The 24755-nt window shown below is 72.2% G+C and carries 23 protein-coding genes; 13 read left to right on the top strand and 10 right to left on the bottom strand.

Annotated features, from left to right (window positions below; translation table 11 throughout):
• Positions 1 to 121: 121 nt before the first annotated feature.
• The 3 genes from ACZ6AA_RS23265 to ACZ6AA_RS23255 form a co-directional block, all read right to left on the bottom strand.
• Positions 122 to 1372, bottom strand: a complete 1251-nt coding sequence (locus tag ACZ6AA_RS23265; RefSeq protein WP_468452910.1) for an acyl-CoA dehydrogenase family protein — start codon at positions 1370 to 1372, stop codon at positions 122 to 124.
• A gap of 53 nt (positions 1373 to 1425) precedes the next feature.
• Complete coding sequence (locus ACZ6AA_RS23260) at positions 1426 to 2475, bottom strand: phosphotransferase family protein (RefSeq protein WP_471459709.1); 1050 nt, start codon at positions 2473 to 2475, stop codon at positions 1426 to 1428.
• A gap of 231 nt (positions 2476 to 2706) precedes the next feature.
• Positions 2707 to 3003, bottom strand: a complete 297-nt coding sequence (locus ACZ6AA_RS23255; RefSeq protein WP_468452914.1) for a hypothetical protein — start codon at positions 3001 to 3003, stop codon at positions 2707 to 2709.
• Between the two features lie 131 nt (positions 3004 to 3134).
• Here ACZ6AA_RS23255 and ACZ6AA_RS23250 point away from each other — a divergent pair, with 131 nt between their 5' ends.
• Positions 3135 to 4082, top strand: a complete 948-nt coding sequence (locus ACZ6AA_RS23250) for an NADP-dependent oxidoreductase (protein ID WP_471459707.1) — start codon at positions 3135 to 3137, stop codon at positions 4080 to 4082.
• Positions 4083 to 4342: 260 nt separating this feature from the next.
• On the opposite strand, the gene ACZ6AA_RS23245 is transcribed toward ACZ6AA_RS23250, so the two are convergent.
• From ACZ6AA_RS23245 to ACZ6AA_RS23235, 3 genes are all read right to left on the bottom strand, one after another.
• Positions 4343 to 4750: a DUF202 domain-containing protein gene (locus tag ACZ6AA_RS23245; protein WP_468452918.1), complete on the bottom strand. Its 408-nt coding sequence runs from the start codon at positions 4748 to 4750 to the stop codon at positions 4343 to 4345.
• Entirely contained in the window at positions 4747 to 5139 is a 393-nt protein-coding gene (locus tag ACZ6AA_RS23240; RefSeq protein ID WP_471459705.1) for a YidH family protein, read from the bottom strand. Before ACZ6AA_RS23240 ends, ACZ6AA_RS23245 begins: the two co-directional genes overlap by 4 nt.
• Positions 5140 to 5200: 61 nt before the next feature.
• Positions 5201 to 5734: an NUDIX hydrolase gene (locus ACZ6AA_RS23235; protein WP_468452920.1), complete on the bottom strand. Its 534-nt coding sequence runs from the start codon at positions 5732 to 5734 to the stop codon at positions 5201 to 5203.
• Positions 5735 to 6291: 557 nt separating this feature from the next.
• On the opposite strand from ACZ6AA_RS23235, the gene ACZ6AA_RS23230 reads away from it, so the two are divergent.
• The 5 genes from ACZ6AA_RS23230 to ACZ6AA_RS23210 all read left to right on the top strand — a co-directional run bounded on the left by ACZ6AA_RS23230 (position 6292) and on the right by ACZ6AA_RS23210 (position 12348).
• Positions 6292 to 7947 (top strand): FAD-binding dehydrogenase, encoded by a 1656-nt coding sequence (locus ACZ6AA_RS23230; RefSeq protein WP_471459703.1) that lies wholly within the window; start codon positions 6292 to 6294, stop codon positions 7945 to 7947.
• Between the two features lie 200 nt (positions 7948 to 8147).
• Positions 8148 to 9110, top strand: coding sequence for a hypothetical protein (locus ACZ6AA_RS23225; RefSeq protein ID WP_471459701.1), 963 nt, complete (start codon positions 8148 to 8150; stop codon positions 9108 to 9110).
• Between the two features lie 171 nt (positions 9111 to 9281).
• Positions 9282 to 10892, top strand: a complete 1611-nt coding sequence (locus tag ACZ6AA_RS23220) for an APC family permease (RefSeq protein ID WP_471459699.1) — start codon at positions 9282 to 9284, stop codon at positions 10890 to 10892.
• 123 nt (positions 10893 to 11015) lie between these two features.
• On the top strand, positions 11016 to 11753 hold the full coding sequence (locus ACZ6AA_RS23215) for a molybdopterin-dependent oxidoreductase (RefSeq protein ID WP_468452928.1): 738 nt from the start codon (positions 11016 to 11018) through the stop codon (positions 11751 to 11753).
• Positions 11737 to 12348: a cytochrome b/b6 domain-containing protein gene (locus tag ACZ6AA_RS23210; protein ID WP_468480652.1), complete on the top strand. Its 612-nt coding sequence runs from the start codon at positions 11737 to 11739 to the stop codon at positions 12346 to 12348. Before ACZ6AA_RS23215 ends, ACZ6AA_RS23210 begins: the two co-directional genes overlap by 17 nt.
• 220 nt (positions 12349 to 12568) lie before the next feature.
• Here ACZ6AA_RS23210 and ACZ6AA_RS23205 read toward each other — a convergent pair whose 3' ends face one another.
• Together ACZ6AA_RS23205 and ACZ6AA_RS23200 are read right to left on the bottom strand one after the other, a co-directional pair.
• Positions 12569 to 13975, bottom strand: coding sequence for a GntT/GntP/DsdX family permease (locus tag ACZ6AA_RS23205; RefSeq protein ID WP_468452932.1), 1407 nt, complete (start codon positions 13973 to 13975; stop codon positions 12569 to 12571).
• 78 nt (positions 13976 to 14053) lie between these two features.
• Positions 14054 to 14563 (bottom strand): gluconokinase, encoded by a 510-nt coding sequence (locus ACZ6AA_RS23200; RefSeq protein WP_468480653.1) that lies wholly within the window; start codon positions 14561 to 14563, stop codon positions 14054 to 14056.
• Positions 14564 to 14700: 137 nt separating this feature from the next.
• Here ACZ6AA_RS23200 and ACZ6AA_RS23195 point away from each other — a divergent pair, with 137 nt between their 5' ends.
• The 3 genes from ACZ6AA_RS23195 (at position 14701) to ACZ6AA_RS23185 (ending at position 17181) form a co-directional block, all read left to right on the top strand.
• The gene (locus ACZ6AA_RS23195) at positions 14701 to 15417 is read left to right on the top strand and encodes a FadR/GntR family transcriptional regulator (protein WP_468452935.1); all 717 of its coding nucleotides are present in this window, start codon (positions 14701 to 14703) and stop codon (positions 15415 to 15417) included.
• Between the two features lie 109 nt (positions 15418 to 15526).
• The gene (locus ACZ6AA_RS23190) at positions 15527 to 16741 is read left to right on the top strand and encodes a low temperature requirement protein A (RefSeq protein ID WP_468452937.1); all 1215 of its coding nucleotides are present in this window, start codon (positions 15527 to 15529) and stop codon (positions 16739 to 16741) included.
• 35 nt (positions 16742 to 16776) lie between these two features.
• On the top strand, positions 16777 to 17181 hold the full coding sequence (locus ACZ6AA_RS23185; RefSeq protein WP_471459696.1) for a YchJ family protein: 405 nt from the start codon (positions 16777 to 16779) through the stop codon (positions 17179 to 17181).
• Between the two features lie 19 nt (positions 17182 to 17200).
• Here the strand turns inward: ACZ6AA_RS23185 and ACZ6AA_RS23180 are convergent, their stop codons facing one another.
• Positions 17201 to 18502, bottom strand: coding sequence for a lipase family protein (locus tag ACZ6AA_RS23180; protein WP_468452941.1), 1302 nt, complete (start codon positions 18500 to 18502; stop codon positions 17201 to 17203).
• Positions 18503 to 18943: 441 nt separating this feature from the next.
• On the opposite strand from ACZ6AA_RS23180, the gene ACZ6AA_RS23175 reads away from it, so the two are divergent.
• A complete protein-coding gene (locus tag ACZ6AA_RS23175; RefSeq protein ID WP_471459693.1) occupies positions 18944 to 21820 on the top strand; it encodes a peroxidase family protein in 2877 nt (958 codons plus the stop codon).
• A 27-nt stretch (positions 21821 to 21847) separates the two neighbouring features.
• Here ACZ6AA_RS23175 and ACZ6AA_RS23170 read toward each other — a convergent pair whose 3' ends face one another.
• Complete coding sequence (locus tag ACZ6AA_RS23170; RefSeq protein ID WP_468452944.1) at positions 21848 to 22429, bottom strand: peptidase inhibitor family I36 protein; 582 nt, start codon at positions 22427 to 22429, stop codon at positions 21848 to 21850.
• Between the two features lie 416 nt (positions 22430 to 22845).
• Here ACZ6AA_RS23170 and ACZ6AA_RS23165 point away from each other — a divergent pair, with 416 nt between their 5' ends.
• The 3 genes from ACZ6AA_RS23165 (at position 22846) to ACZ6AA_RS23155 (ending at position 24700) form a co-directional block, all read left to right on the top strand.
• Positions 22846 to 24051 carry a helix-turn-helix domain-containing protein gene (locus tag ACZ6AA_RS23165; protein ID WP_471459691.1) on the top strand — a complete coding sequence of 402 codons (1206 nt, stop codon included), beginning with the start codon at positions 22846 to 22848 and terminating at the stop codon, positions 24049 to 24051.
• 167 nt (positions 24052 to 24218) lie between these two features.
• A complete protein-coding gene (locus ACZ6AA_RS23160) occupies positions 24219 to 24431 on the top strand; it encodes a hypothetical protein (protein ID WP_471459689.1) in 213 nt (70 codons plus the stop codon).
• Between the two features lie 47 nt (positions 24432 to 24478).
• Positions 24479 to 24700: a DUF7848 domain-containing protein gene (locus ACZ6AA_RS23155; RefSeq protein ID WP_471459687.1), complete on the top strand. Its 222-nt coding sequence runs from the start codon at positions 24479 to 24481 to the stop codon at positions 24698 to 24700.
• Positions 24701 to 24755: the final 55 nt, after the last annotated feature.

Here is a 24755-nt window from a genome sequence, read left to right as displayed (position 1 = left end):
AACCCCAAGGAGGTTTGCAACCCGTTGTGTGGCCTGTGTTCTGGGGGTGTTGGGGCTGGAGGGGGGGGGGGCGGCGGGGGGGGGGGGGGGGGGTTTTTCCCCCCCCCCCCCCGCACCGGAGTCAGAGGTACCGCTTCAACTCCCGCCGCGCCAACGATCGCTGGTGCACCTCGTCCGGCCCGTCGGCGAGGCGCAGCGTGCGCGCCGCCGCCCACAGCTCCGCCAGCGGGAAGTCCTGGCTCACGCCGCCCGCGCCGTGCAGCTGGACGGCCCGGTCGAGGATGTCCACGACGGTCCGGGGCGTGGCGATCTTGATGGCCTGGATCTCGGTGTGCGCGCCCTTGTTGCCCACCGTGTCCATCAGCCAGGCCGTCTTCAGGACAAGCAGCCGCACCTGCTCCACGGCGACCCGCGCGTCCGCGATCCACTCCTGGACCACACCCTGCCGGGCCAGCGGCTTGCCGAACGCGGTGCGGTCCACGGCCCGGCGGCACATCAGCTCGATGGCGCGCTCGGCCATGCCGATCAGGCGCATGCAGTGGTGGATGCGGCCGGGCCCGAGCCGCGCCTGGGCGATGGCGAAGCCGCCGCCCTCCTCCCCGACGAGGTTGGCCACGGGCACCCGGGCCCCGTCGAAGACCACCTCCGCGTGACCGCCGTGGGAGTGGTCCTCGTAGCCGTACACCCGCATGGCGCGGCGCACTTCGACGCCCGGGGTGTCGCGCGGCACGAGCACCATGGACTGCTGGCGCCGGATGTCGGACCCGTCCGGATCGGTCTTGCCCATCACGATGAAGACCTTGCAGTCGGGGTTCATCGCCCCGGAGATGTACCACTTGCGGCCGGTGATGACGTACTCTCCCCCACTCTCGGCTCCGCTCGAGCGGGAGGTGCCCCCCTCGTCCCGCCGGATGTGCGTGGTGATGTTCGTGGCGTCCGACGAGGCCACCTCGGGCTCCGTCATGGCGAACGCCGAGCGGATCTCGCCCGCGAGCAGCGGCTCCAGCCACTGCTTCCTCTGGTCGTCCGAGCCGAACTGGGCGAGCACCTCCATGTTGCCGGTGTCCGGCGCCGCGCAGTTGAGGGCGATCGGCGCCAGGTGCGGGCTGCGGCCGGTGATCTCGGCGAGCGGCGCGTACTGGAGGTTGGTCAGGCCCGCCCCGTACGTGGCATCGGGCAGGAAGAGGTTCCACAGCCCCTGGCGGCGCGCCTCGGCCTTCAGCTCCCCGACGACGGCGGGCGTGTCCCACGGCGAGGCCAGGGCGGCGCGCTGCTCCTCGGCCACCGGCTCGGCGGGCAGGACGTGCTCGTCCATGAAGGCGAGCAGGCGGCCGCGGAGCTCCTCGGTGCGGGCGTCGTATGCGAAGTGCATGGTGGTGTCCGGGTCCTCTCAGGCTTCCGACAGGTCAGGCTTCCGACAGGTGGTCAGGCCGTGTTCTCCGACAGGGTGGTCAGGCCGTGTTCGATGAAGACGGGCACGAGGTCGCCGATGCGGTCGAAGCCCGCGCCGACCGTCTGGCCGAGGGTGTAGCGGTAGTGGATGCCCTCCAGGATCACGGCGAGTTTGAACCAGGCGAACGCCGTGTACCAGGCGACGGCCGAGACGTCCCGGCCGGAGCGGGCGGCGTAGCGCTCGATCAGCTCGGCCGGGTCGGGGTGGCCGGGGGCGCCCGCCGTGGTGCTGACGGGGGATTCGGGCACTTCGAGGCGCACGCTGTACATCACGAGCAGGCCGAGGTCGGTGAGCGGGTCGCCGAGGGTGGACATCTCCCAGTCGAGGACGGCGGCGATGCGGTCGGTGTCGCCCGAGGTGTCGAGGAGGACGTTGTCCAGGCGGTAGTCGCCGTGCACCACGGCGGGCGCGGGGGAGGCGGGCAGCGACCGGCCGAGGGCCGCGTGCAGCTCCTCGATGCCGGGCAGCTCACGGCCGCGGGAGGCGTCCAACTGCTTGCCCCAGCGCCGCAGTTGCCGGTCCAGGAAGCCCTCGGGCCGCCCGAAGTCCCCGAGCCCGACCGCCTCGGGGTCCACGGCGTGCAGGTCCACCAGGGTGTCGACGAGGCCGAGCACGGCGGCGCGGGTGCGCTCCGGGCCGAGCGGCGCGAGCTGCTCCGCCGTGCGGTAGGGCGTGCCCGCCACGAACTCCATCACGTAGAACGGGGCGCCGAGCACCTCCTCGTCCTCGCACAGCAGCACCGGCCGCGGCACCGGCACTTCCGTGGTGTGCAGGGCGCTGATCACGCGGTGCTCGCGCCGCATGTCGTGCGCGGTGGCGAGGACGTGGCCGAGCGGCGGGCGCCGCACCACCCAGCGCGCCGTCCCGTCCGTCACGGCGTACGTGAGGTTCGACCGGCCGCCCTCGATCAGCCGGGCCGTGAGCGGGCCCGCGGCGAGCAGGCCCGGTCGTGCGCGGTCGAGGTGGCCGCGCAGCCGGTCGAGGTCGAGGCCGGGCGGGCCGAGGGGGCGGTCTGGGCTCATGGGCGAATCGCTCCTGATCATGAACGACGGGCGGCGGACGGTGGTCGGTGGTGCCGACACGCTGCCGTTCATGATGCCGACCAGTCGGTATGTCGTCCAGGGGGTCCGGCCCGAACGTGATCAGGATCGCGGGTGCCGAGGGGCGGGCGCCCGGTCGGGGAAGGGGTGACCGGGCGCCCTGGGAGGAGGGTTCAGTGGCCTGGCGGAGGGTTCAGTGGCCTGGTGAGGCGTTCAGTGGTCGTCCCAGTGGCCGCTGTGCGCGGCGTGCCGGTGCCCGTCGTGGACGTAGTCGACGTGGTCGCCGTGCAGTACCGCCTCGTGCCCGCAGCCCTCGCCGTGCTGGTGGTCGTGGCCCTCGTGGGTGACGTGCGCGCTCGACTCGCACTCGTCGTAGTGGCCGTCGTGCGCGGTGTGCAGATGGCCGTTGTGGGCGTAGTCGACGTGGTCGCCGTGCGGCACCGCCTGGTGTCCGCAGTCCGGGCCGTGGGTGTGGTCGTGGGCCGCGTGTTCCTGGTGGAGCGTGGTCATGACGTACGCCTTCCGTGCGGGAGGTGTGCCTGTCGGCGGTGCCGGGTGACTCTCTCAGGCTAGTCCTCGATGCCTGTTTGATCCCGTTGTGAAACCTTTTCACTACTTCCATGACTTCGTGAGGCGACCCGATGAAAGCGATCAGCTACCGCGCGTACGGCGGGCCCGACGTCCTTGAGTACGGCGATGTGCGCGACCCGAAGGTCGGCCCCGACACCGTGCTGGTCAAGGTGCGGGCCGCGGCCTTGAACCCCGTCGACTACAAGTGCCGCGAGGGGTATCTGGACGCCGCCCTGGACGCCGTCTTCCCGGTGATCCCCGCCTGGGACGTGGCGGGTGTGGTGGTCCAGCCGGGGGCCGCCGCCCCGGAGTTCGCCGTCGGCGACGAGGTCATCGGTTACGTACGCGAGGACTTCCTCTCGCGCGGGACCCTCGCCGAGTACGTGGCGGCCCCCGTGCGCACCCTCGCGCGCAAGCCGCGCAACCTCACCTTCGAGGAGGCCGCGGGCCTGCCCCTGGCCGGGCTCACCGCCTACCAGGTGATCAACAAGGCCCTGTCCGTCACCGACGGCGACGTCGTGCTCGTGCACGCGGCCGCGGGCGGCGTCGGCACCTTCGCCGTGCAGCTCGCCCGGCACGCGGGCGCCCGCGTGATCGGCACCGCGAGCGAACGCAACCACGAGTATCTGCGCGAGCTCGGCGCGGAACCGGTCGTGTACGGCGACGGCCTCGCCGAGCGGGTACGTGCCCTCGCCCCCGAGGGCGTCGACGCGGCCTTCGACACCATCGGCGGCGACACCCTGAAACTCTCCGCCGACCTCCTCGCCCCCGGCGGCCGCCTCGCCTCCATCGCCGACGGCTCCGTCATCGCCCTCGGCGGCCAGTACTGCTTCGTCCGCCCCGACACCACCGACCTGACCCGCCTCACCGAACTCGTCGAACAGGACGTCCTCACCGCCCACGTCCAGGAGACGTTCCCCCTGGAACGAGCGGCGGACGCGTTCCGCCTCCTGGAGGAGGGGCGGACACGGGGCAAGATCGTGGTGCGGGTGGACTGGGCGGAGGAGCCCGAGCAGTAGGGGGAACCGTTTCTGGGTGACAGGGGTGGGCGTTGCCCCTGGGGGGCTGGGCGGCTGGGCGGCTGGGCGGTCGGGCGCCTGGAGGCGCGGGGCTCGGATGCGCGGATGCCCGGGGGTCTGGATGCCCGGCGGCGCGGATGCCCGGAAGCGTGGGTGCCCGCGGCCCCGCGGCCCGGATTCCTGGAGGCCCGGATGCCAGGCGGCCCGGTGTGCGGGGCGCCCGGTGCGCGGGGTGCCCGGAAGGGCGGCCGGAGGTCCGGCTAGAGGATCAGTGCCGCCGCGCACACCGCGAGCGCCCCCGTGCACACGGCCGCCGCTGCCGCGGCGCGGCGGCCGAGCGGACGTGGGCGGGCCGCCGTCAGGGCGGTCATCCTGCGGTGCGCGACCGCCAGGAAACCCAGCCACAGCAGCAGACACAGCGCGCACGCGACGGCGGCCACCACGGACGCCCCGCCGCGCAGCGCCGCACGGGCGCCGAGGACCGCGGCGACCGTGCAGGTGAGGGTCGTACGACGCCAGGCGAGGCGGGTGCGTTCGGGCTGGAGGCCGGGGTCCCGTGGGGCGTGGCCCCGGAGCGCGGCACCACCGGCCCGGCCCGTGCCCCCGGCCCCGCCGGTCCCCCCAGCTCTACCGGCGCCACCACCCCCGGGGCCCGCGGCCTCACTCACCCCTCCCACCCGAACACCACGACCACCACCATCGCCACCGCGACCACCGCCACCACCACGCCGAGGAGCGCGGGGAAACGGGACGCGGGCAGGTCATCGCCGCGCCGCATGGCCTGCTCGCAGCGGACCCAGTGGTTGACGGCGCGCAGCGCGCACAGCACCCCGGCGGCGAGCAGCGCCAGGGCGAGGCCGACGCGCATGCCCCAGCGCAGGTCGGGCAGGAACTGGTCCACGGCGAAGCCGCCGCCGATCAGCGCGAGCGCGGTGCGCAGCCAGGCGAGGAAGGTGCGTTCGTTGGCGAGGGAGAAGCGGTAGTCGGGCGTCTCGCCCTCCTGCCGGACGCGCTCGGGGGCGAACCACAGCCTCAGGCTCTGTACGAAGGTGCTCACCGTTGCACGATAGGTCGCCCGGTGCGGCTGTCGCCCGCCGGGCGCCGTGGGCCGCGCCGGGCTACTGGGCGGCCCGGAGCGCCCGCAGCCGCTCGTACGCGTCGAGGCCGTCCGGCACCCACTCCCACTCGGTGGCGCGCCGGGCCAGCTCCTCGTCCGTGAGGAAGTCGTGCCAGGCCACCTCCTCGCGCTGCGGGTCGACCGGGGTCGTGCAGCGCACCTCGTACACGGCCGACCACCAGGTGCGCCCGGCGCCGTCGTCGAACAGGAACTTGAACAGGGGTACGGGGCGGGGGAGTCCGCTGACGCCGAGCTCCTCCTGGGCCTCGCGCAGCGCCGCGTCGTCGTACGACTCGCCCGCCGCGACGACGCCGCCGACGAACATGTCGTAGCGGGAGGGGAAGACCAGCTTGTCGGGGGTGCGGCGGTGCACGAAGACGCGGCCCTCGGCGTCGCGGGCCTCGATGAACACGCAGCGGTGCCGCAGGCCGCGGGCGTACACCTCGCCCCGGCGGGCCGACCCCGTCACGTTGTCGTTCTCGTCGACGACGACCAGCACCTCGTCCGCCGGATCGGCGGGCCCACGCATACCCATCCCCCCATCCAACCTCACCCCCAGGGGCTCCGCCCCCGGCCCCCGCTCCTCAACCGCCGGAGCGGCTATCTCCCCACCCACCCCACCCACTCCGACGACCAGCAGTCGGCACTCCAAGCCCGGCCCCGCTACCCCAGCCCCCCCCGCTACCCCAGCCCCCCGCTACCCCAGCCCCTCGCTAGCCCTCAGCCCGCCCCGCAGCGCCTCTCGGCCCCGCCCGACGAAGCTTTCAGCCCGTCCGGCGCTTGAGGACGAGGCGCGGAGCGCCGATTCGACGGCGCCCCGTCCCACCCGAACGGGACGACCAGGCCATCCCAGCCCGTCCGGCGCTTGAGGACGAGCGCGCAGCGCGATCGGGGGCGCCCCCGTCCCACGACAACGGGACACCCACCCCCGGGGTCCAGGGGCAAAGCCCCGGTTTCGGGAAAGGGGCGGGATCGGGGAGCCCCGCAGGGCCGTAACCCACCCCGAACAGTTGACTGCACCCCCCGCCCGACCCAGGATCTGACCCACCGGTAACCCAGCCGACCGAACCCTCACCCCCAAGGGAGCCCCCCATGGCCTACGACGCAGACGTCATCGTGATCGGCGCGGGCCTCGCCGGCCTCACGGCGACCGCCGAACTCGTCGACGCCGGCCGCAGGGTGATCCTCATCGACCAGGAACCGGAACAGAGCCTCGGCGGCCAGGCCCACTGGTCCTTCGGCGGCCTGTTCTTCGTGAACTCCCCGGAACAACGCCGCATGCGCATCAAGGACCACAGGGAACTCGCCCTCCAGGACTGGCTGGGCACAGCGGCCTTCGACCGCGAGGAGGACCACTGGCCCCGCAAGTGGGCGGAGGCGTACGTGGACTTCGCCGCAGGCGAGAAGCGCCCCTGGCTGCACGCCCAGGGCGTCCGCTTCTTCCCGGTCGTCGGCTGGGCGGAACGCGGCGGCTACGACGCCCAGGGCCACGGCAACTCCGTACCCCGCTTCCACATCACGTGGGGAACGGGCCCCGGCCTCCTCGCCCCGTTCGTGCGCCGCGTCCACGAGGGCGCGGCCCGCGGCCTGGTGCAGTTCAAGTTCCGCCACCGCGTGACGGGCCTGGCGCGCACGGGAGGCGTCGTCGATACGGTGAACGGCGAGATCCTGGAGCCCTCGGACGCGGAGCGCGGCAAGGCCAGCAGCCGCGAGGTGACAGGCTCGTTCGAGTTCCGGGCCCAGGCGGTGATCGTCACGTCCGGCGGCATCGGCGGCAACCACGACCTCGTACGCGCCAACTGGCCCAAGCGCCTCGGCAACCCCCCGGAGAAGATGATCGCGGGCGTGCCCGCGCACGTGGACGGCCTGATGCTCGGCATCGCCGAGGGCGCGGGCGCGCACCTGATCAACCGCGACCGCATGTGGCACTACACGGAGGGCATCGAGAACTGGGCCCCGATCTGGGAGAAGCACGGCATCCGCATCCTGCCGGGCCCGTCCTCGCTGTGGCTGGACGCCCGCGGCAACCGCCTGCCCGTACCGCTGTTCCCGGGCTTCGACACGCTCGGCACGCTGGACCACATCATGCACACCGGGTACGACTACACGTGGTTCGTGCTCAACCAGCGCATCATCGGCAAGGAGTTCACGCTGTCGGGGTCCGAGCAGAACCCGGACCTGACCGGCAAGTCCGTGCGCGGCGTCATCGACCGGGCGCGGGCCGACGTGCCGGGCCCGGTCAAGGCGTTCATGGACCACGGCGTGGACTTCGTCGTGGAGCGCGACCTGGGCGCGTTGGTGCGGGGCATGAACGCCCTGACGAAGGAACCCCTCATCGACGAGGCCGCGCTGCACCGCACCCTCGCCGCGCGCGACCGCGAGATCGTCAACCCGTTCACCAAGGACTTGCAGGTCAACGCCATTCGTGGCGCCCGCAAGTTCGTCGGCGACCGGCTCATCAGGACCGTCGCGCCGCACCCGGTCCTGGACCCGAAGGCGGGCCCGCTCGTCGCCGTGCGCCTGAACATCCTCACCCGCAAGACCCTGGGCGGCCTGGAGACCGACCTGGCGTCGCGCGTGCTCCAGGAGGGCGGCGACCCGCTGCCGGGTGTGTACGCCGCCGGGGAGGCCGCCGGATTCGGCGGCGGGGGAGTGCACGGCTACCGCTCCCTGGAGGGGACGTTCCTCGGCGGCTGCCTGTTCTCGGGGCGTGCGGCGGGGCGGGCGGCGGGCAAGGCGGTCGGCTGAGGCCGGTCCGGGGCGGCGCGCGGGTCGGGCGTGCGGGAGCGAGTCGGCGGGGAGGGGCCAAGTCGGGCGGCCGGTACCGGGGTTGGGTAAGGGGCCGCGCATGGCTGCGGCGGTAACGAGGCCTTGACGCGGAGTGTCGGGTACCGGTTTGCTGTGCGTGATCGCACGCTCGCCCAACGCGTCGGGGAGGACGTCCCGCGGTGTCTCCACCTCCGCCCCCGCCGCTCGGCCGCTCCCGCAAGAAGGCCGCGCACCCCTTCGACGCCGCCCTCGACGACGCCGAACTCGTGACCGCCCGCGCCGCGTTGGCCCAGGGCCGCTGGACCGAGGTGCGCGCGCTGCTCGCGGCCACCGGCGACGACTGGGACCGCAGGGGCCACCGCTTCGACGTGCTCGGGCGCGAGTCCGCCACCGCGGCCTGGGCCCGCGACTGGCGGCTCGCCGAACCGGAGAGCGTCGACGCCGTCACCCTGCTCGCCTTCGCCTGCGTGCACCGGGCGCTGCGCGGCAAGGAGCGCTCCGAGAAGGCCCGCGCCGCCTGCCGCGAGGCCGCCGCGCTCGTCCCCGCCGACCCCACCCCGTGGCTCGCGCTGCTGCTCCTGGAGCGCAGCCTCGGCCTGGAGGAGGACGTCGTACGCCTCTTCGACGAGGTCCGCCACCGGCACCCCGAGCACTACCACGCCCACCACCTGATGGTCGCGCGGCTCGCCGAGCGGCGGCCCGGGGCGGGCCAGGACCCGCTGCACGAGGTGTACGACTTCGCGTCCTGGGCCGCCGAACAGGCCCCCGACCACTCGCCGCTGTCCGTGCTCCCGGTGATCGCACACGCCGAGCGCTACCGCGTGCTCGCCACCGCGGGCAGCGAGAACAAGGACCCGGTCGCCTCCGGGCACTGGACGAGCCGCCGCGCCCGGCAGGTGATGAAGGCGTCCTTCGACTGGTGGCTGGAGTGGGAGATGCCGCACGAGTCGGTGCACCCGCGCGCCTTCGTCGACCTCAACTTCCTCGCCCACGCGAGGTTCTGCGAGGGCCGGGCGGCCGAGTCGGCGGCGCTGTTCCACCGCATCGGCCGGTACGCGACCGAGGCCCCCTGGTCCTACCCGGACCGCGACCCGTACCAGGCCTACTTCGCCGCCCGCGGCGCGGCACTCGGCACGGCCTGACCCCGCACCACGGCGACTCCGCGGCACCCACGGCGTCGCGACTCCGCACCACCCGGCACAGGACACGCACCACCCGCACGTGACACGCACCACCTGCCACATGAGACGCACCACCTGTCACACGAGACGCACGACCAACGGCCCACTACGGGCGGAGAGGACGACCGCGCCATGGCGACGGGCAGTTCGAGCACCAGTGCAAGCAGCACCGGCGGCGGCGCCGGAGGCCGGGCCGGCACGGGATCCCGCGGCAGGTCCGTCCCGCGGCAGGGCGGCATCAGCACCTACATGGGCCAGGAGCGGGCCCTGCGCGCGGGCCGCCTCGGCACCGCGGGCCTGCTCCTGTCCGTGCTCGCCGCCACCGGGCCGCTCATGGTCGTCGCGGGCGTCATGCCGACGACGTACGGCGTGATGGGCGTGGTGGGCCAGCCCCTGCTGTTCCTGATACTCGGCGTCGTCCTCGCCCTGTTCAGCTTCGGCTACGCGGAGATGAGCCGGCACGTCCACAACGCCGGTGCCTTCTACGCCTACATCTCGCGCGGCCTCGGCGGCACCGCGGGCGCGGCGGCCTCCGTCGTCGCGCTCGTGGCCTACAGCGTGCTCCAGGTGGGCCTGTTCGGCATCCTCGGCTTCGAGGTGTCCGGGCTGCTCGACAAGTACGCCGACATCACCGTCGGCTGGTGGGTCCCCGCGCTCGTCACCGTCCTGATCGTCGGCGCGCTCGGCTGGCTGAAGATCGACCTCAACGCGCGGGTGCTGGGCGTGCTGCTGCTGATCGAGGTCGCGCTCGTCGTCATCTTCGACATCGCCGCCGTCGCCGACCCGGCGAAGGAGGGCCTCTCGCTGCACGCGTTCAACCCCGACACCCTCACCGGCGCGGGCGTCGCCACCTCGCTCTGCTTCTGCATAGCGGCCTTCACCGGCTTCGAGCAGGCACCCGTGTACGCCGAGGAGACCAGCCGCCCCCAAGTCGTGGTCGCGCGCGTGATGTTCTTCGCCGTCGGCTTCGTCGCCGTCTTCTTCGCCCTCAGCTCCTGGGCCCTCACCGTCGCCGCCGGACCCTCCGGCATCGTGCCCGCCGCACAGCAGCAGAGCGCGGGGCTGCTGTTCGGACTCACCGAGCCACGCCTCGGCGGCACCTTCACCGACGTCCTGCACGTCCTGTTCGTGACCGGCATCTTCGCGGCCATACTGAGCTTCCACAACGTCGTCGCCCGCTACGCCTTCGCCATGGGCCGCGAAGGCCTGCTGCCCACGGCCTTCGCCCGCACCAACAGCACGAGCGGCGCGCCCGGCACGGGCTCGCTGCTCCAGACCGTGATCTCCGTCGTCGTCGTGATCGCCTTCGCCCTCACCGACGACGGCCCGGCGGGCGACCCGACCGCGCCCGTCCTGCGCCTGTTCACCTGGGGCGGCAACGTCGGCGCCCTCGGCGTGCTGCTCCTGATGGCCACCGCGTCCGTGACCGTCATCGTCTTCTTCGTCCGCCGCGGCGCCGCGCGTGCCCAGGCCTGGCGGATCACGGCGTCCGCGCTCGCCGCGATCGCGCTGCTCGTCATCGCGGGCTACACGGTGAAGGACTTCGACGTCCTCGTCGGCGCGGGCCCCGACTCCTCGCTGAGCTGGGCCCTGCCGGGCATCATCGTCGTCGCGGCGGTCGTCGGCCTCGCGTACGGGGCCTACCTGAAGAAGGCCCGCCCGGCGGCGCACGCGCGCATCGGCCTCGGCAACGAGGCGTTCCAGCTGGAGAAGGCGGCGGGGGACGCGGGGCGCGAGGGCTGAGGGCGCCTCCGGCGGACGTGGCGACGGGGGAACCCGGCGTTCGTGACGACCGGGATATGACGAACCGCTGACGGACACCCGCGGGCCCTGGCCTCCCGTGCCCGCGGGTGCTCGAATCGAGGGGTGACCACCGAACAGCCGGACGCCCAACCCGAGGCCGACGGCACCCCCGTGGGCCGCCGTCTGGTCCTCGGCACCCTCGCGCTCGGCGCCCTCGGCGTGGCCGCCGCGCCCCCGCTGCAGCGCGGCCTCGAACGGTTCCTGGGTGCCGCCTCCGACAAGGACCCCACCGGCCTCACCCAGCTCCTGCCCAACGGCGGCGGCTTCCGCTACTACTCGGTCGCCTCCTCCGTACCCCGCAAGAACGCCTCCTCCTACCGCCTGACGGTCACCGGACTCGTCGAAAGGCCCGCCACGTACACCCTCGCCGACCTGCGCGCCCGCCCGCAGACCCGGATCGTCCGGGACGTGCAGTGCGTCACCGGCTGGAGAGTCCCCGACACTCCCTTCGAAGGGGTCCGGCTCGCCCGCATCCTCGACGCCGCCGGGGTCCGCCCGGAGGCCCGCGCCGTCCGCTTCACCTGCTTCGACGGGACGTACAGCGAGAGCCTCACCCTCGAACAGGCCCGCAGGAGCGACGTATTGGTGGCCCTGCGCATGCAGGACAAGGACCTGAACCACGCCCACGGCGGGCCCGTCCGCCTCTACGTCGCGCCCATGTACTTCTACAAGTCCGCGAAGTGGCTGTCCGGCATCGAACTCACCGCCCGGGTCGAGCCCGGCTACTGGGAGCGCAAGGGATATGACGTGGACGCGTGGGTCGGCCGGTCGAACGGGCGCGGCGATGACCCGACCGCCTGAGCGCGGGCGGGTGCGGCGCTTCAGCCGCGGCGAGCGGTGGGTGCACCGGGGGACGGCCTGGCTGATGATCGTCTGCGTCCTCAGTGCCGCTTGTCTGTACGTCCCTCAACTCGCCGAACTCGTCGGCCGGCGGGCCCTCGTGGTGGACGTCCACCAGTGGTCCGGGCTGCTGCTGCCCGTCCCCTTCCTGGCCGGGCTCGCCTCCCGTGCCTTCCGTGCGGACCTGCGGCTCCTCAACCGCTACGGTGCGCACGACCGGCGGTGGCTGTCCGCCGTCCGCCGTCGCGAGCCGCACCGTGCGGCCCGCTGGGCGGGGAAGTTCAACGCCGGGCAGAAGGTGTTCGCCGCGTGGGTCGGCGGGGCCGTGCTCGTCATGCTCGGTACGGGTCTCGTCATGTGGCGCACCGACCTCTTCCCGCTCCTCTGGCGCACGAGCTCCACCTTCGTCCACGACTGGCTCGCCCTCACCCTCGGGCTCGTCCTGCTCGGCCATATCGCCCTGGCCCTGCGGGACCCGGAGGCCCGCCGGGGCATGCGCACCGGGTCGGTGGACCGGGGGTGGGCGGACCGGGAGCATCCGCTGTGGCGCAGGTAGGGGCTCCTTGCCGGGGGCTTCCCAGCCCCACCCCTTCCCGAACCCGGGGCTCCGCCCCGGACCCCGTATCGGCGCTTCGCGCCTCGTCCTCAATCGCCGGACGGGCTGGATATGGCTGCTGTTGCATTTCAGCCTCTCCGGCGTTCGAGGAGCGGGGTCTGGGGCGGAGCCCCAGTTTCGGGAAGGGGGCGGGATGGGGGAAAGCCCCGCAGGGCCCCCGCTACAACACCACCGAAAGCAACAACACAAACCCCAACGCCACCACAGAAATGATCGTCTCCATCACCGACCACGTCTTGATGGTCTGCCCCACATCAAGCCCGAAGTACTCCTTCACCAGCCAGAACCCGGCATCGTTGACATGGCTGAAGAACAACGACCCGGCCCCGATGGCAAGCACCAGCAACGCGGCATGCGAAGTCGACATGTCCGCGGCGAGCGGAGCCACAAGCCCGGCGGCCGAGATCGTGGCGACGGTCGCCGACCCCGTGGCGAGCCGAATCGCGACAGCGATGAGCCAGGCGAGCAGCAGCGCGGGAATGGACCAGTCCTCGGAGAAGTCGAGGATCATCTGCCCGACCCCCACGTCGATGAGGGTCTGCTTGAACCCACCACCGGCCCCGACGATCATCAGCACACCGGCGATGGGGGCGAGGGACTTCTCGACGGTCGTGGAGAGCCGTTCCTTGGTGAAGCCCGCGGCCCGCCCGAGGGTGAACATCCCGACGAGCACGGCGGCGAGCAGCGCGATCAACGGCGACCCGACGACGTCGAAGACGCGCTGGACGGTGGCGTCGGGGTTGTCGACGACGATGTCGACGAGGGCCTTGGCCAGCATCATGACGACGGGCAGCAGCACGGTGGCGACGGTGACGCCGAAGCCGGGCCGCTTCTCCAGGTCCTCGGAGGGCCGCTGCGGAATCATCTTCTCGGGCGGCGCCACATCCACCCACCGGGCGGCGACCTTGGAGAACAGCGGCCCCGCGATGATCACGGTGGGAATGGCGACGAGCACGCCGAGCGCGAGCGTCACCCCGAGGTTGGCCTTGACGGCGTCGATGGCGACGAGCGGCCCGGGGTGCGGCGGGATGAGCCCGTGCATGACGGAGAGCCCGGCGAGCGCGGGGATGCCGATGCGCATCAGGGAGTAGTTGCCGCGCTTGGCGACCATCAGGACGACGGGGATCAGCAGCACGATGCCGACCTCGAAGAACAGCGGGAGCCCGATGACGGAGGCGATGAGCACCATCGCCCAGGGCATGGCGCGCCCGCCGGACTTCCCGGCCTTGGCGAGGATCGTGTCGACGATCTGGTCCGCGCCGCCGGAGTCGGCGAGCAGCTTGCCGAGGATCGCGCCGAGCGCGATGAGGACGCCGACGCCCGCGACGGTGGACCCGAGCCCGGTGGTGAAACTGGCGATCGCCTTGTCGAGCGGCGCGCCCGCGAAGGCGCCGAGCGCCAGCGAGCCGATGGTCAGCGCCAGGAAGGCGTGGACCTTGAACTTCGTGATGAGCAGAACGATGACGGCGATGCCCGCGAGAACGGCGATCCCGAGCTGGGCGTGGCCCGCCGAGGTGATCGGTTCGACGGGGTCCGCTGCCAGCATCTCGACGCTGAGACTGGTCACGGTGGGTTCCTTGTACGTGGACGTGAGGAGGGGGCGTACGGGGAGGGAAGGGGGGAGGGGGCTGTAGGGGGAGGTCGGTCAGCGGTCGCGCGCGGCCAGCGCCGCCACGGCCCGCTCGGCGATCTCCGCCGGAGTCCCCGCCACATCGACGTCGACGCCCGCCTCGTCCGCCCCGAGGGGCTGGAGCGTGGCGAACTGCGAGTCGAGCAGCGCGGTCGGCATGAAGTGGCCCTTGCGCTGTGTCATCCGCTCCTCGATGAGGGCGCGGTCGCCGGTGAGGTGGACGAAAACGAGGCCGGGCGCGGCGGCCCGCAGCCGGTCGCGGTAGGACCGCTTCAGCGCCGAGCTGCTGACCACGCCGCCGAGTCCGGCGCGGCCGTGGGCCCACTCGCCGATGGCATCCAGCCACGGCCAGCGGTCGTCGTCGGTCAGCGGGGTGCCGGCCGACATCTTGGCGATGTTCGCCTCGGGGTGGAAGTCGTCGCCCTCGGCGTAGGGGACGCCGAGCCGGGCCGCGAGCAGGGGCCCGACCGTGGTCTTGCCGGTGCCCGCTACGCCCATGACCACGACGACGTGGGTGGTGCTCATCGCTGCTGCTGCCTCGCTGTCCTCGTCGACATCGATCGGTTCACGCCACTGAAACCCATTAGGTCAGACAAATTCAAGAGGCTGTGATGCAAAAGTCTGACTTTTTGAGTACGCGAGTCCCCTCGTACGCTGACGTCATGACCGCACAGGCCCGGGGGCTGCACGCTCGCGTACTGGACAGCCTCGGGCCCGCCATCACCGCGGGCGAGTACCCACCCGGCAGCGTCCTGCGCACGGACGAACTCGCACAGCGCTTCGAGGTGTCACGCTCGGTGATGCGCGAGGTGGTGCGCGTCCTGGAGTCCATGCACCTGGTCGCGTCCCGGCGCCGCGTCGGCGTGACCGTACGGCCCACCGAGGAGTGGAACGTCTACGACCCGCAGGTCATCCGCTGGCGCCTCGCGGGCGCCGACCGCCCGCGCCAGCTGCGCTCCCTGACCGTCCTGCGCTCGGCCATCGAGCCGGTCGCCGCGGGCCTGGCCGCGCGGAACGCCACCGCCGAGCAGTGCGCCGCCCTCACCGAGTGCGCCCTCGGCATGGTCGCCACCTCCCGCGGCCGTCGGCTCGAGGAGTACCTCGTGCACGACATCGCCTTCCACCGCGTCGTCCTGGACGCCTCCGGCAACGAGATGTTCGCCCGGCTCGGTGACGTGGTCGCCGAGATCCTCGCGGGCCGCACCCACCACGACGTGATGTTCGAGGACCCCGACCCGGCGGCCGTCACCCTGCACGTGCGCGTGGCCGAGGCGGTGCGGGAGGGCGACGCGGACCGCGCCGAGGCCCTGACCCGCGAGATCGCCGAGGGCGCCCTCAAGGAGCTGGACATCCTGGCCCCGCCGCCTTCCGGGCGCTGACCCCCGGCCGCCCCCGGCCTGCGCCGTACCCCGTCCGACCTGCGCCCCGCCGTCCCCTGGGCGATCCTGACCGGAGTACCGCAGGGGGGCCGGAGAAGGGCGCGCCGAGATGAGCGACGACACCCCCGCGGGCACAGGCCACGGCAGAACCGTCAAGCCGCTCGTGCGGATGCGGGCGCGCCGCCCCGACGAGAAGCACCGCGCCGCCACCCCGCTGGAACTGCTCTTCGACCTGTGCTTCGTGGTGGCCGCCGCCCAGGCCGGGGCCCGCCTCGTGCACGCCCTCGCCGAGGGCGACACCGGGCACGGCGTCACCGGCTATCTGCTCGTGTTCTTCGCGATCTGGTGGGCGTGGGTGAACTTCACCTGGTTCGCCTCCGCGTACGACACCGACGACGTGCCGTACCGGCTCGCCACCCTCGTACAGATGGCGGGCGTGCTCGTCCTCGCGGCGGGGATCCCGCGGGCCTTCGACGACGGGGACTACGGGGTCGCGATCACCGGCTACGTGATCATGCGGGTGGCGCTCGCCGCGCAGTGGCTGCGGGCGGCCCGCGGCGAGAGCGGGGCGGGGCGCACGGCCACGCTGCGGTACGCGATCGGGCTCGTGCTCGTGCAGATCTGCTGGGTGGTGCTCCTGCTGCTCCCGGACGCGGCCTGGGCCTGGGGCGTCGGACCGCTGGTCGTCGCCGAGATCGCCGTGCCCGCCTTCGCCGAGCACAGCCGCCGCAGCCCCTGGCACCCGCACCACATCGCCGAGCGCTACGGCCTGTTCACCATCATCATGCTCGGCGAGTCCGTCGCCGCCGCCACCGTGGCCGTGCGCTCCGCCCTCGACGACTCGGCGGCCCTCGACGAGCTCCTGCCGATCGCCGCGGGCGGCCTCGTCATCGTCTTCGCGGCGTTCTGGATCTACTTCGCGGTCCCCATCCACGAATACCTCGTCTCCTCCCGGCAGGCGTTCGTCTGGGGGCTCGGCCACTATGTGATCCTCGGCTCCGCCGCGGCGATCGGCGCGGGCATCGAGGTCGCCGTGGAGCAGGCGACCCACCACGCGCACATCTCCACGCTCGCCGCCTCCTGCGCCGTCACCGTGCCCACCGCGCTGTTCCTGCTCAGCACCTGGGCCGTGCACTCCCGCCACTTCAAGACCGGCATCGCCCAGCAACTGGTCCTGCCCGCCACCGCCCTCCTCGTCCTCGCCGCGAGCTTCGCCGGACGCGGGGCCGTCCCCCTCGCCGCCCTGGCGACGGCCTGCTCGGTGGCCGTCGGCCTGTGGCTCGCCCGGCCGAAGGCGCCGGGGGCGCGCACCGACACCGGGTGAGCGCCACCGCCGGGGCCGAGGGGACAATGGGTGCCATGTCCCGACGCACCTCCACGCGCCCCGAGCCCTGCCCCTGCGGGCACCCCCTGCCGTACGAGAAGTGCTGCGGCCGACTGCACCGGGGCGAGGCCGCCGCTGCTGCCCCCGAGGAGCTGATGCGGTCCCGCTACAGCGCCTTCGCCCGGCGCGACGAGGCGTATCTGCTGCGCACCTGGCACCCCCGGACCCGGCCGCCGCGCGTCGAGTTCGACCCGGCGATGCGCTGGACCGGGCTCGCCATCGAGGACACGACCGACGGCACGGCGTTCCACTCCACGGGCACCGTCACCTTCCGCGCCCGCTACACCGACGGCGGCCGCCCGGACTCCCTGCACGAGCGCAGCCGCTTCGAGCGGGTGGACGGGGCCTGGGTGTACGTGGACGGCGACTTCATCGACTGACCCCTCCCGCCGGGGCGCCTCAGCACACGTCCCCGTACTCGCTCAGGACCCCCGCCGGAGCCAGCGCGTTGACGTAGTGCCCGGGGCCGTGGTCGTCGAAGGAGTATGCGAACGGGACGGTGCGCGTCAGCGCGAGGCGCGCGGCGAAGAAGGCGAGGGGCGCGACGACCGCGAGCCCGGCGAGGGTGTCCATCTGCGGATAGTGCCGACCCGGTTCGTGGACCTCGTTCCAGCCGGACTCCGGGCCGTGGTGCAGCGGCGCGAGCACCCGCTCCGCCGCCCGCACCGTGTGCTCCGGCAGGCTCCGGAGCGGCGCGCGCAGCAGCAGCCCCGGCAGCGCCGCCGCCTCCACGCCCGCGTTCCCGAGGGCGGCGAGCACGCCGTCGACGGGGGAGCGGGCCTTGCGGTAGTGGAACTCCCGGCCGAACGGCGCGTACGGGCCGACCGGGCGCGGCGGCAGCGCGGGCACCACGTCGCGGTCGTAGATGTACCGCAGCAGCCGGTCCCGCAGCACATGCACCCCGCGCCCGTCCACGGCCGTGCGGCACGCCCGCGCCAGGTCGGGGCCGCCGAGCATCGGCTGGCCGAAGGTGTAGACGGCGCGCAGTTTCTCCGCGACGGCGCGGTAGCGCGGCTCGTGGGCGAGGACCACGCCCATCAGCGCGGCCGTCGCGCCGCCCAGGCTGTGCCCGGTGATGTACAGCGCCCGCATGCCGTCCCCGCGCACACCGTGCTCGTCCGGGTTGACCGACTCGCCGCGCAGCGCCCGCTCCAGGGCCCCCATGACCAGGTGCCGGGTCGCGCGCATCGTGCGGTAGAAGCCCGCGTGCACCTCGTGCCTGCGGCCGTCGAGCTCCACCGACAGCGTCTCGGGCCGCACGTCGGCGTCGGTGAGGATGCTGATGATGTCCTCGGGCTGGGTGCCGCGGTAGCAGAGGATCACCACCCGCCGGTCCTCGTCCTGCACGAGATACGCGGCCGACGCGATGTACAGCGCGTCCACCCGCAGCTCGAACACCCGGCAGCGGTTCCGCTCCAGGCCGAGCCGCGCCATCATCGTGGCGACGGTGTCCGGCGCGCCGCGCTGCGCGAATCCCGCGTAGGCGTACGCCGAGCAGGTCGCGAGCGCGTGCGGGATCACGCCGTCCGGATCGGGCTGATCCGCGCCGTCGACCAGGCGCTCCGCAAGGTCCGGGTAGACCGGGAAACCGGCGGACCCGGGGCCCTTGTCCCCCTTGTCTCCCTTGTCCCTCTTGTCTAGGGACCGCTTGAACGGCCGCAGCGCGGCGAAGTCCGGACCCACGACGTACTCGTCCCGCATGGCGTCCCCCGTAACAGGCGGTGGCGGCACCGGACTTGGCAGCACACCACCGGAGCGCGCGCACCGTCAACGCGAGCGCGCGCACGCCTCCGCGACCCGTCGGGACCCGGCCACGGCGGCGCCCCCGCGCGTGGGGTTGCTGGAGAAGGAGACGCGTACGGGACGAGCCGCCGCCGGCCGCCCGGCCCCCGGCCGCGGCCCTGACGGGCCCAAACGCCGCCGCCCGCGTGCCAGTTCGAGGTTGGGGCGGGCCCGCGCACATAGGCGGGATCGCCCGCTGCGGTCCGCACGGGCCCGCCACTAGCGTCGACGCCCCTGCGGTGTACGCCCGCACCTCGCGTTCACGCGGTGTTCCGTTCCCCGCCCGGCCGCCCGCCCCGTTCCCCGACCCGATCTCCGTCCCGTTCCTCCGTTGCCTCGTCCGTACGAAGGAAGCGCCCGATGATGTCGCAAGGACAGCCCTCAGGGCAGTACGAGCAGAGTTACGAGCGCTACCAGGGCGGCAGCCCCGAAGCGGAGCGCATCCTCTTCGAACGGCTCGCCCGCGAGCTGATGAAGGTGCAGCGGACCAACATGCGCGCCGCGAACGCCGGTTCACCGGCCCGCGTCCAGCACGCCAAGTCCGCGCTCGGCGTGGAGAACGCCCGCCTGCGCTTCCACGACGACCTGCCGGAGGAACTGCGCTGCGGCTACGCCCAGCCCGGCGCCGAGTACCCCGCGACGGTCCGCCTCTCCGGCGCGAGCGGCATCGGGCAGGCCGACGGGGCGCCGGACCTGCGGGGCGCCGCCGTGCGCGTGGAGGTGTCCGCGGACGAGAGCCACGACCTGCTCGCCACCAACTGGCCGGTGTCGCACGCCAAGGACGCCCGCGAGTTCGTCGCCTTCGCCAAGGCGCTCGCCGGTGCCCGCAGCCCGCTGCAGAAAGCCTTCGGCCTGTTCGTCAAGCTGCCGCTCGCCGTCGGCCTCTCGACGGCGACCCGCATGCGCCGCAACATCCAGGCCGCCACCCGCCACACCGTCAACAGCCTCGCGGGCGAGACGTACTTCAGCCGCGGCGCCACCCTCTGGGGCCCCGCGGGACCCGTGCGCTACCTGCTGCGCCCGGCGGGCAGCGCCGCCCCCGCCCCGCGCCCGGACCACCGCGACCCCAACTATCTGCACCGCGAGCTCGCCCACCGCCTCGCCACCGCCGACGTGGCCTTCGAGCTGTGCCTGCAGCGGTACGTCGACGAGACCCGCACGCCCGTCGAGGACGGCGCCGTGGAGTGGCGCGAGGCCGTCAGCCCCGCCGTGCCCGTCGCCCGCCTCACCATCCCCAGCCAGGACCTGGACACCGCCCAGGCCCGCTCGGCCGCGCGGCGCGTGGAGGAACGCGCCTTCAACCCCTGGTACACCACCGACGAGTTCCGCCCCCTCGGCAACCTCAACCGCGCCCGCAAGGCCGCCTACGAAGCGAGCGCCGCGTACCGCCAGGGCCTGCGCTTCAGCACCGAGGAGCCGCTGCGCAACCGGGTCCTCGGCGTCCCCGTGGGCGCCGCCTTCCGGGCCCTGAACCGGGCCGTGCCCTGGCACCGCCTGCCCCTCCAGCTGAGCCTCCTGAACCTCGTCTTCCTCCGGAAGGTCCTGCGCCGCTTCAACCTCATCGACACCGACGTGCACGAGGCGCCCCCCAAGGCCGTGCCGGTGCCGCTGCCCCCGGACGAGCGGCTGCGTACGGCCCGGTCCTACGACGGCACGTACAACGACCTGTCCGCCCCCGCCATGGGGGCCGTCGGTGCGGCCTTCGGGCGCAACATGGCCCCCGACTACCGCCCCGACCTCTTCGACACCCCGAACCCGGTCACGGTCAGCCGCCAGCTCCTGTACCGCGAGAACTTCCTGCCCGCGACGACCCTCAACGTCCTGGCCGCCGCCTGGATCCAGTTCCAGGTCCACGACTGGGTCAACCACCGCCGCCACCCCGCTGGCACGAAGACCGTCGAGGTGCCCCTGCCGCCCGGCTCGTCCTGGCAGAACACCCCCGGCGGGCCCCCCGAGGCCGTCATGCGCTTCGCCGAGAACGAGGGCATCCACGTGTCCGACGGCCGCCCGCCCGTCCTCTTCGCCAACACCGCCTCCCACTGGTGGGACGGCTCCGAGGTGTACGGCGCCGACGAGGCCACCGCGAAGTTCCTGCGCGCCCCCGACGGCGGCGCCGATCTGCGCCTGGAGGAGGGGCATCTGCCCCTCGGCCAGAACGGCGTGCCGCTGTCCGGCTTCACCGACAACTGGTGGCTCGGCCTCAGCGTGATGCACACCCTGTTCGCCCGCGAGCACAACGCGGTCTGCGCGGCGCTGCGGCAGACGTACCCCTCCATGAGCGAGGACTCCGTCTACCACACGGCCCGGCTCGTGGTCTCCGCCCTCATCGCGAAGATCCACACGGTGGAGTGGACCCCGGCGATCCTCGCCACCGAGGCCATCGACCTCGGCCTGCACACCAACTGGGAAGGACCGCCCGACAACTGGCTCAACAAGCTGGGCCTGTGGCTCCTGGAAGCCCACTCCCTCACCGGCATCCCGAAGACCCTCCCCGACCACCACGCCGCCCCCTACTCCCTCACCGAGGACTTCGTCACGGTCTACCGGATGCACCCCCTCATCCCCGACGACTACGAGCTGCGCGAGCACCACTTCGGCCGCCGCCTGGAGACGGTCGGCTTCTCCGACATCAACGGCGCCGCCGCCGAGGGTGCCATCCGCAAGACCGGCCTGGCCAACACCCTGTACTCCTTCGGCATCGCCCACCCCGGCGCGATCACCCTCCACAACTTCCCGCGCGCCCTCCAGAAGTTCGAGCGCGAGGGCGAGCTGATCGACCTCGCCGTCGTCGACCTCGCCCGCACCCGCCGCCGGGGCGTGCCCCGCTACAACGACTTCCGCGCGGGCCTGCACAAACAGCGCATCCGCAGCTTCGAGGACCTGACCGAGAACCCGGAGACCCTCGCCCGCCTGAAGGACGTCTACAGCTCCGTCGACGAAATCGACACCATGGTCGGCCTGTTCGCCGAGAACCCGCCCACCGGCTTCGGCTTCAGCGACACCGCGTTCCGCGTCTTCATCCTGATGGCCACCCGCCGCATCCAGAGCGACCGCTTCCTCACCGTCGACTTCCGCCCCGAGATCTACACCCCCCTCGGCATCGACTGGGTCCAGAAGGGCGGCATGAACTCCGTCATCCTCCGCCACTGCCCCGACCTGGCCGCCCTGCTCCCCCGCAAGGCGAGCGCGTTCGCCCCGTGGCGCCAGGTCCCGCCGACCAACAACGGCGGGACGTAGCCACACCCCGCTGCCCGGCCCTGCCCCTCACCTGGGCGCCACGCACGGCTTGAGCCAGTACACGGGCGACCAGTTCGCGGTCAGGTCCTCGGAGTAGGCGTTGGGCGTGGTGTAGATGCGGTTCCCCTGGGCTCCGTACATATGGGCCCGCATCTGGCCGCGCTGGGCGTTCCACCAGACGCCCGGACCGTTGAGGTGGCGGACGTCGTGCTTCCAGCAGCCCTCCCAGACGTAGACCGTGGTGCGATCCGAGTTCTCCCAGCCGCAGAGCGCGGTCCCGCAGTCGGCGAAGGACCGGAGCGGGTCGCGCAGGTCCCGGGCGTGCTTCTCGCCCGGTACACCCACGGTGACGTGGCCCCCGGGGAAGGCCACGGTGTTGGCGCCCGTCTGGCGGCTGTCGGGCACCTTGGCGAGATAGCCGTCGACCTTGCGCTGAAGCGCCTCGGCCCGCTGCGCGCCGAGGCCCGCACGGCGCGCCTGGGCCGCGAAGCCGGAGTCCTCAGCCTTGCTCCCGTGCGCGCCCGCGGCCGCGGGCGCGGCGACGAGGGCAGTGCAGCCGACCGTGATGCCGAGAGCGGCCGCTCCGATGCGGTGACGCAGTCCGGACATGGTTCCCTCCTGATCCACGGAGATGAGGTGGCACAGCACCTCAAGGTGCACGACCGATGTGCAACGAACCTTGAGCAGACCTGGAATCCGCGGGTGGGGGAGCCGGAACGGGGCCGGACATGAAGAAAGCCCCTGAGGAGGGGCTGTTCTTGCTGGTTCTTACTGGTGTCCGAGGGGGGACTTGAACTCTCCTCTCGGACACCAGCTCATTCGTTTGTTGACCTGCGGCGATACACCCTCCGAACGCCCTTCAGCCCTACGGAGGTTGGTCACCTTCACCTGCTGTTTCTGCCTGTTCCCGGCCGCTGTTGGTCATGCGTTGGTCACGTTGCCAACGGGGCCTGGAGTGCAGTCCAGCCGGACCAGCGTGGGCGTACCGTAGCCCTAGGCGCTTCACTCTCCCGACAGGCAGGGCCATGGCGACAACACTTGGGGATCGGCTGGTTGAGCTGCGGTTGCGCCGCAGCCTGACGCAGGAGTTGCTTGCTGAGAAAGCGGATCTCAGCGTGGACACGGTCCGAAAGCTGGAGCAGAACCAGCGGATGACGGCTCGCATGGGCACGCTCAACAAGTTGGCGTGGGCCCTGGACGTGGAGACATCCGTCCTTCTAGGAGCCCCCAGAGTGCTGGAGCCGAGCAACGGCATGGAGCCGCCGAGCTTGCTTGCTCTGCGGCAGGCAGTGACACCACTCTGGAACTTTCCGGGAGTCGGCGATCCTGAGGACATCCCAGTCCCCACAATCGCCCAACTACGGGACAGCATCCGGAGCACTGAGCGTATCCGCCGCCAGGGCGAGCTGAGGAAGATCACGGCTATCCTGCCAACGCTCCTTGCCGATGCCCGTGCTGCCGTCCGTGAGTACACCGGAGAAGATCGAGCAGCGGCATACGCGGTGTTGGCTGAGGCTTACCAGGTGGCCGCCACGACACTCACCGCGTTCGGCAAGGAAGATGCTGCTTACACCGCTCTAGAACGTTCAATGGAGGCGGCGAAGCAGTCGGACGATCCACGTCTGGAGATCATCGGAGTCTCCACGCTCTCCTGGATCTTCTCCAAGCAGGGGCGCGTAGCGGATGCCGAAGGTGTCGCTGTTCGGATGGCGGAGCGCATCGAGCCCGGTTTCCGTTCGGCCCCCATCGACTTGTCGTTGTGGGGGATTCTTTTGCTTCGGGGCGCGAGCGCCGCAGTCCGGGCCGAACGGTCCGATACAGCGGAGGACCTGCTCTCGCTCGCCACGGCGGCGGCTGCGCGAGTCGGGGCAGACCGACTCGACTACGCAACGCCCTTCGGCCCCACGAACGTCGGGGTAGCGGCGGTGAACGCGTACGTAGACATGGGAAAGCCGGACAAGGCTCTGAGCCATGCCAAGCGGATCACCAACGTGGCTACGCTCCCTCCCACTTGGCTCGCTCGTCATCACCTGGACGTCGCCTTGGCCTACGCAGAGATGAACCGTGACTTCGAGGCGACTAGGACCCTGCTCGCGGCTGAGCGCACGGCTCCTGAGTGGATGCGGTACCACTCCACGTCCCGACACCTGGTAGCGGAGCTGAGGGAACGCCAACGGCGACGCAGTTCCCCCATCGCTGAGTTGGCCGTCCGCCTGGAGATCGACACCTGAGCCAGGACACGGCGTCCTACCTGAGTTGAGTGCTCGCCCACCCTGTCCCTGGGCCGAGTTCGTGTCTGGCAGCACGGTAGTCACCAGATCACGAGCAGTCCGGAGGCGTGAGGATGACGAACGCAGGTGAACCGAGGCCGGTCGAACCCAATGCCTGGGAGCCGGGTATGGCGGTGTTCGACAGGGGCAGTCAGCTGGTCGGCGTCGTGCAGGAACAGCGCGGCACCAAGGTGACCTTGGAACGACCGTCCGGGCTCCGCTGGCACACCCGGGCCGTGGCTGTCCGCCCTGCCAACGACAGGGAGAAGATCCAGCTCGCTGCCCTGGTCAAGCACAACCGCAACGTGCGGGGACTTGGGGCCATCAGGGGCGGGAGATGAACCGGTTACGGACGACCACCCACACCTGATGAGGGGGAGCGCGCACGATGACCCGCACGGCCCTGCGGTATGTGAAGCACCGGATCACTCAGCACCCAGACACAGAGGTGACGTTCGAGGCGAAGTGCCTGACGTGCGGCTGGGAGGCCGCGCCTTCGAGGGAGGGCGCGGCCGTGGATGTGGAGTGTATGAGCCACACCGGCCGGACCCAGCACAGCCGGTTCCGACGCCTGTGCGCATCGGTCGCCTTGGTCGAGCGGGCCGAGTAGAGCCGAAGCAGAGCAAGAGCGCCCCGGCCATCTTGGCCGGGGCGCTTCTTTGGTT

This window comes from Streptomyces sp. NPDC040610 (assembly GCF_055594065.1).
This window is presented reverse-complemented; position numbering and strand designations above follow the sequence as displayed.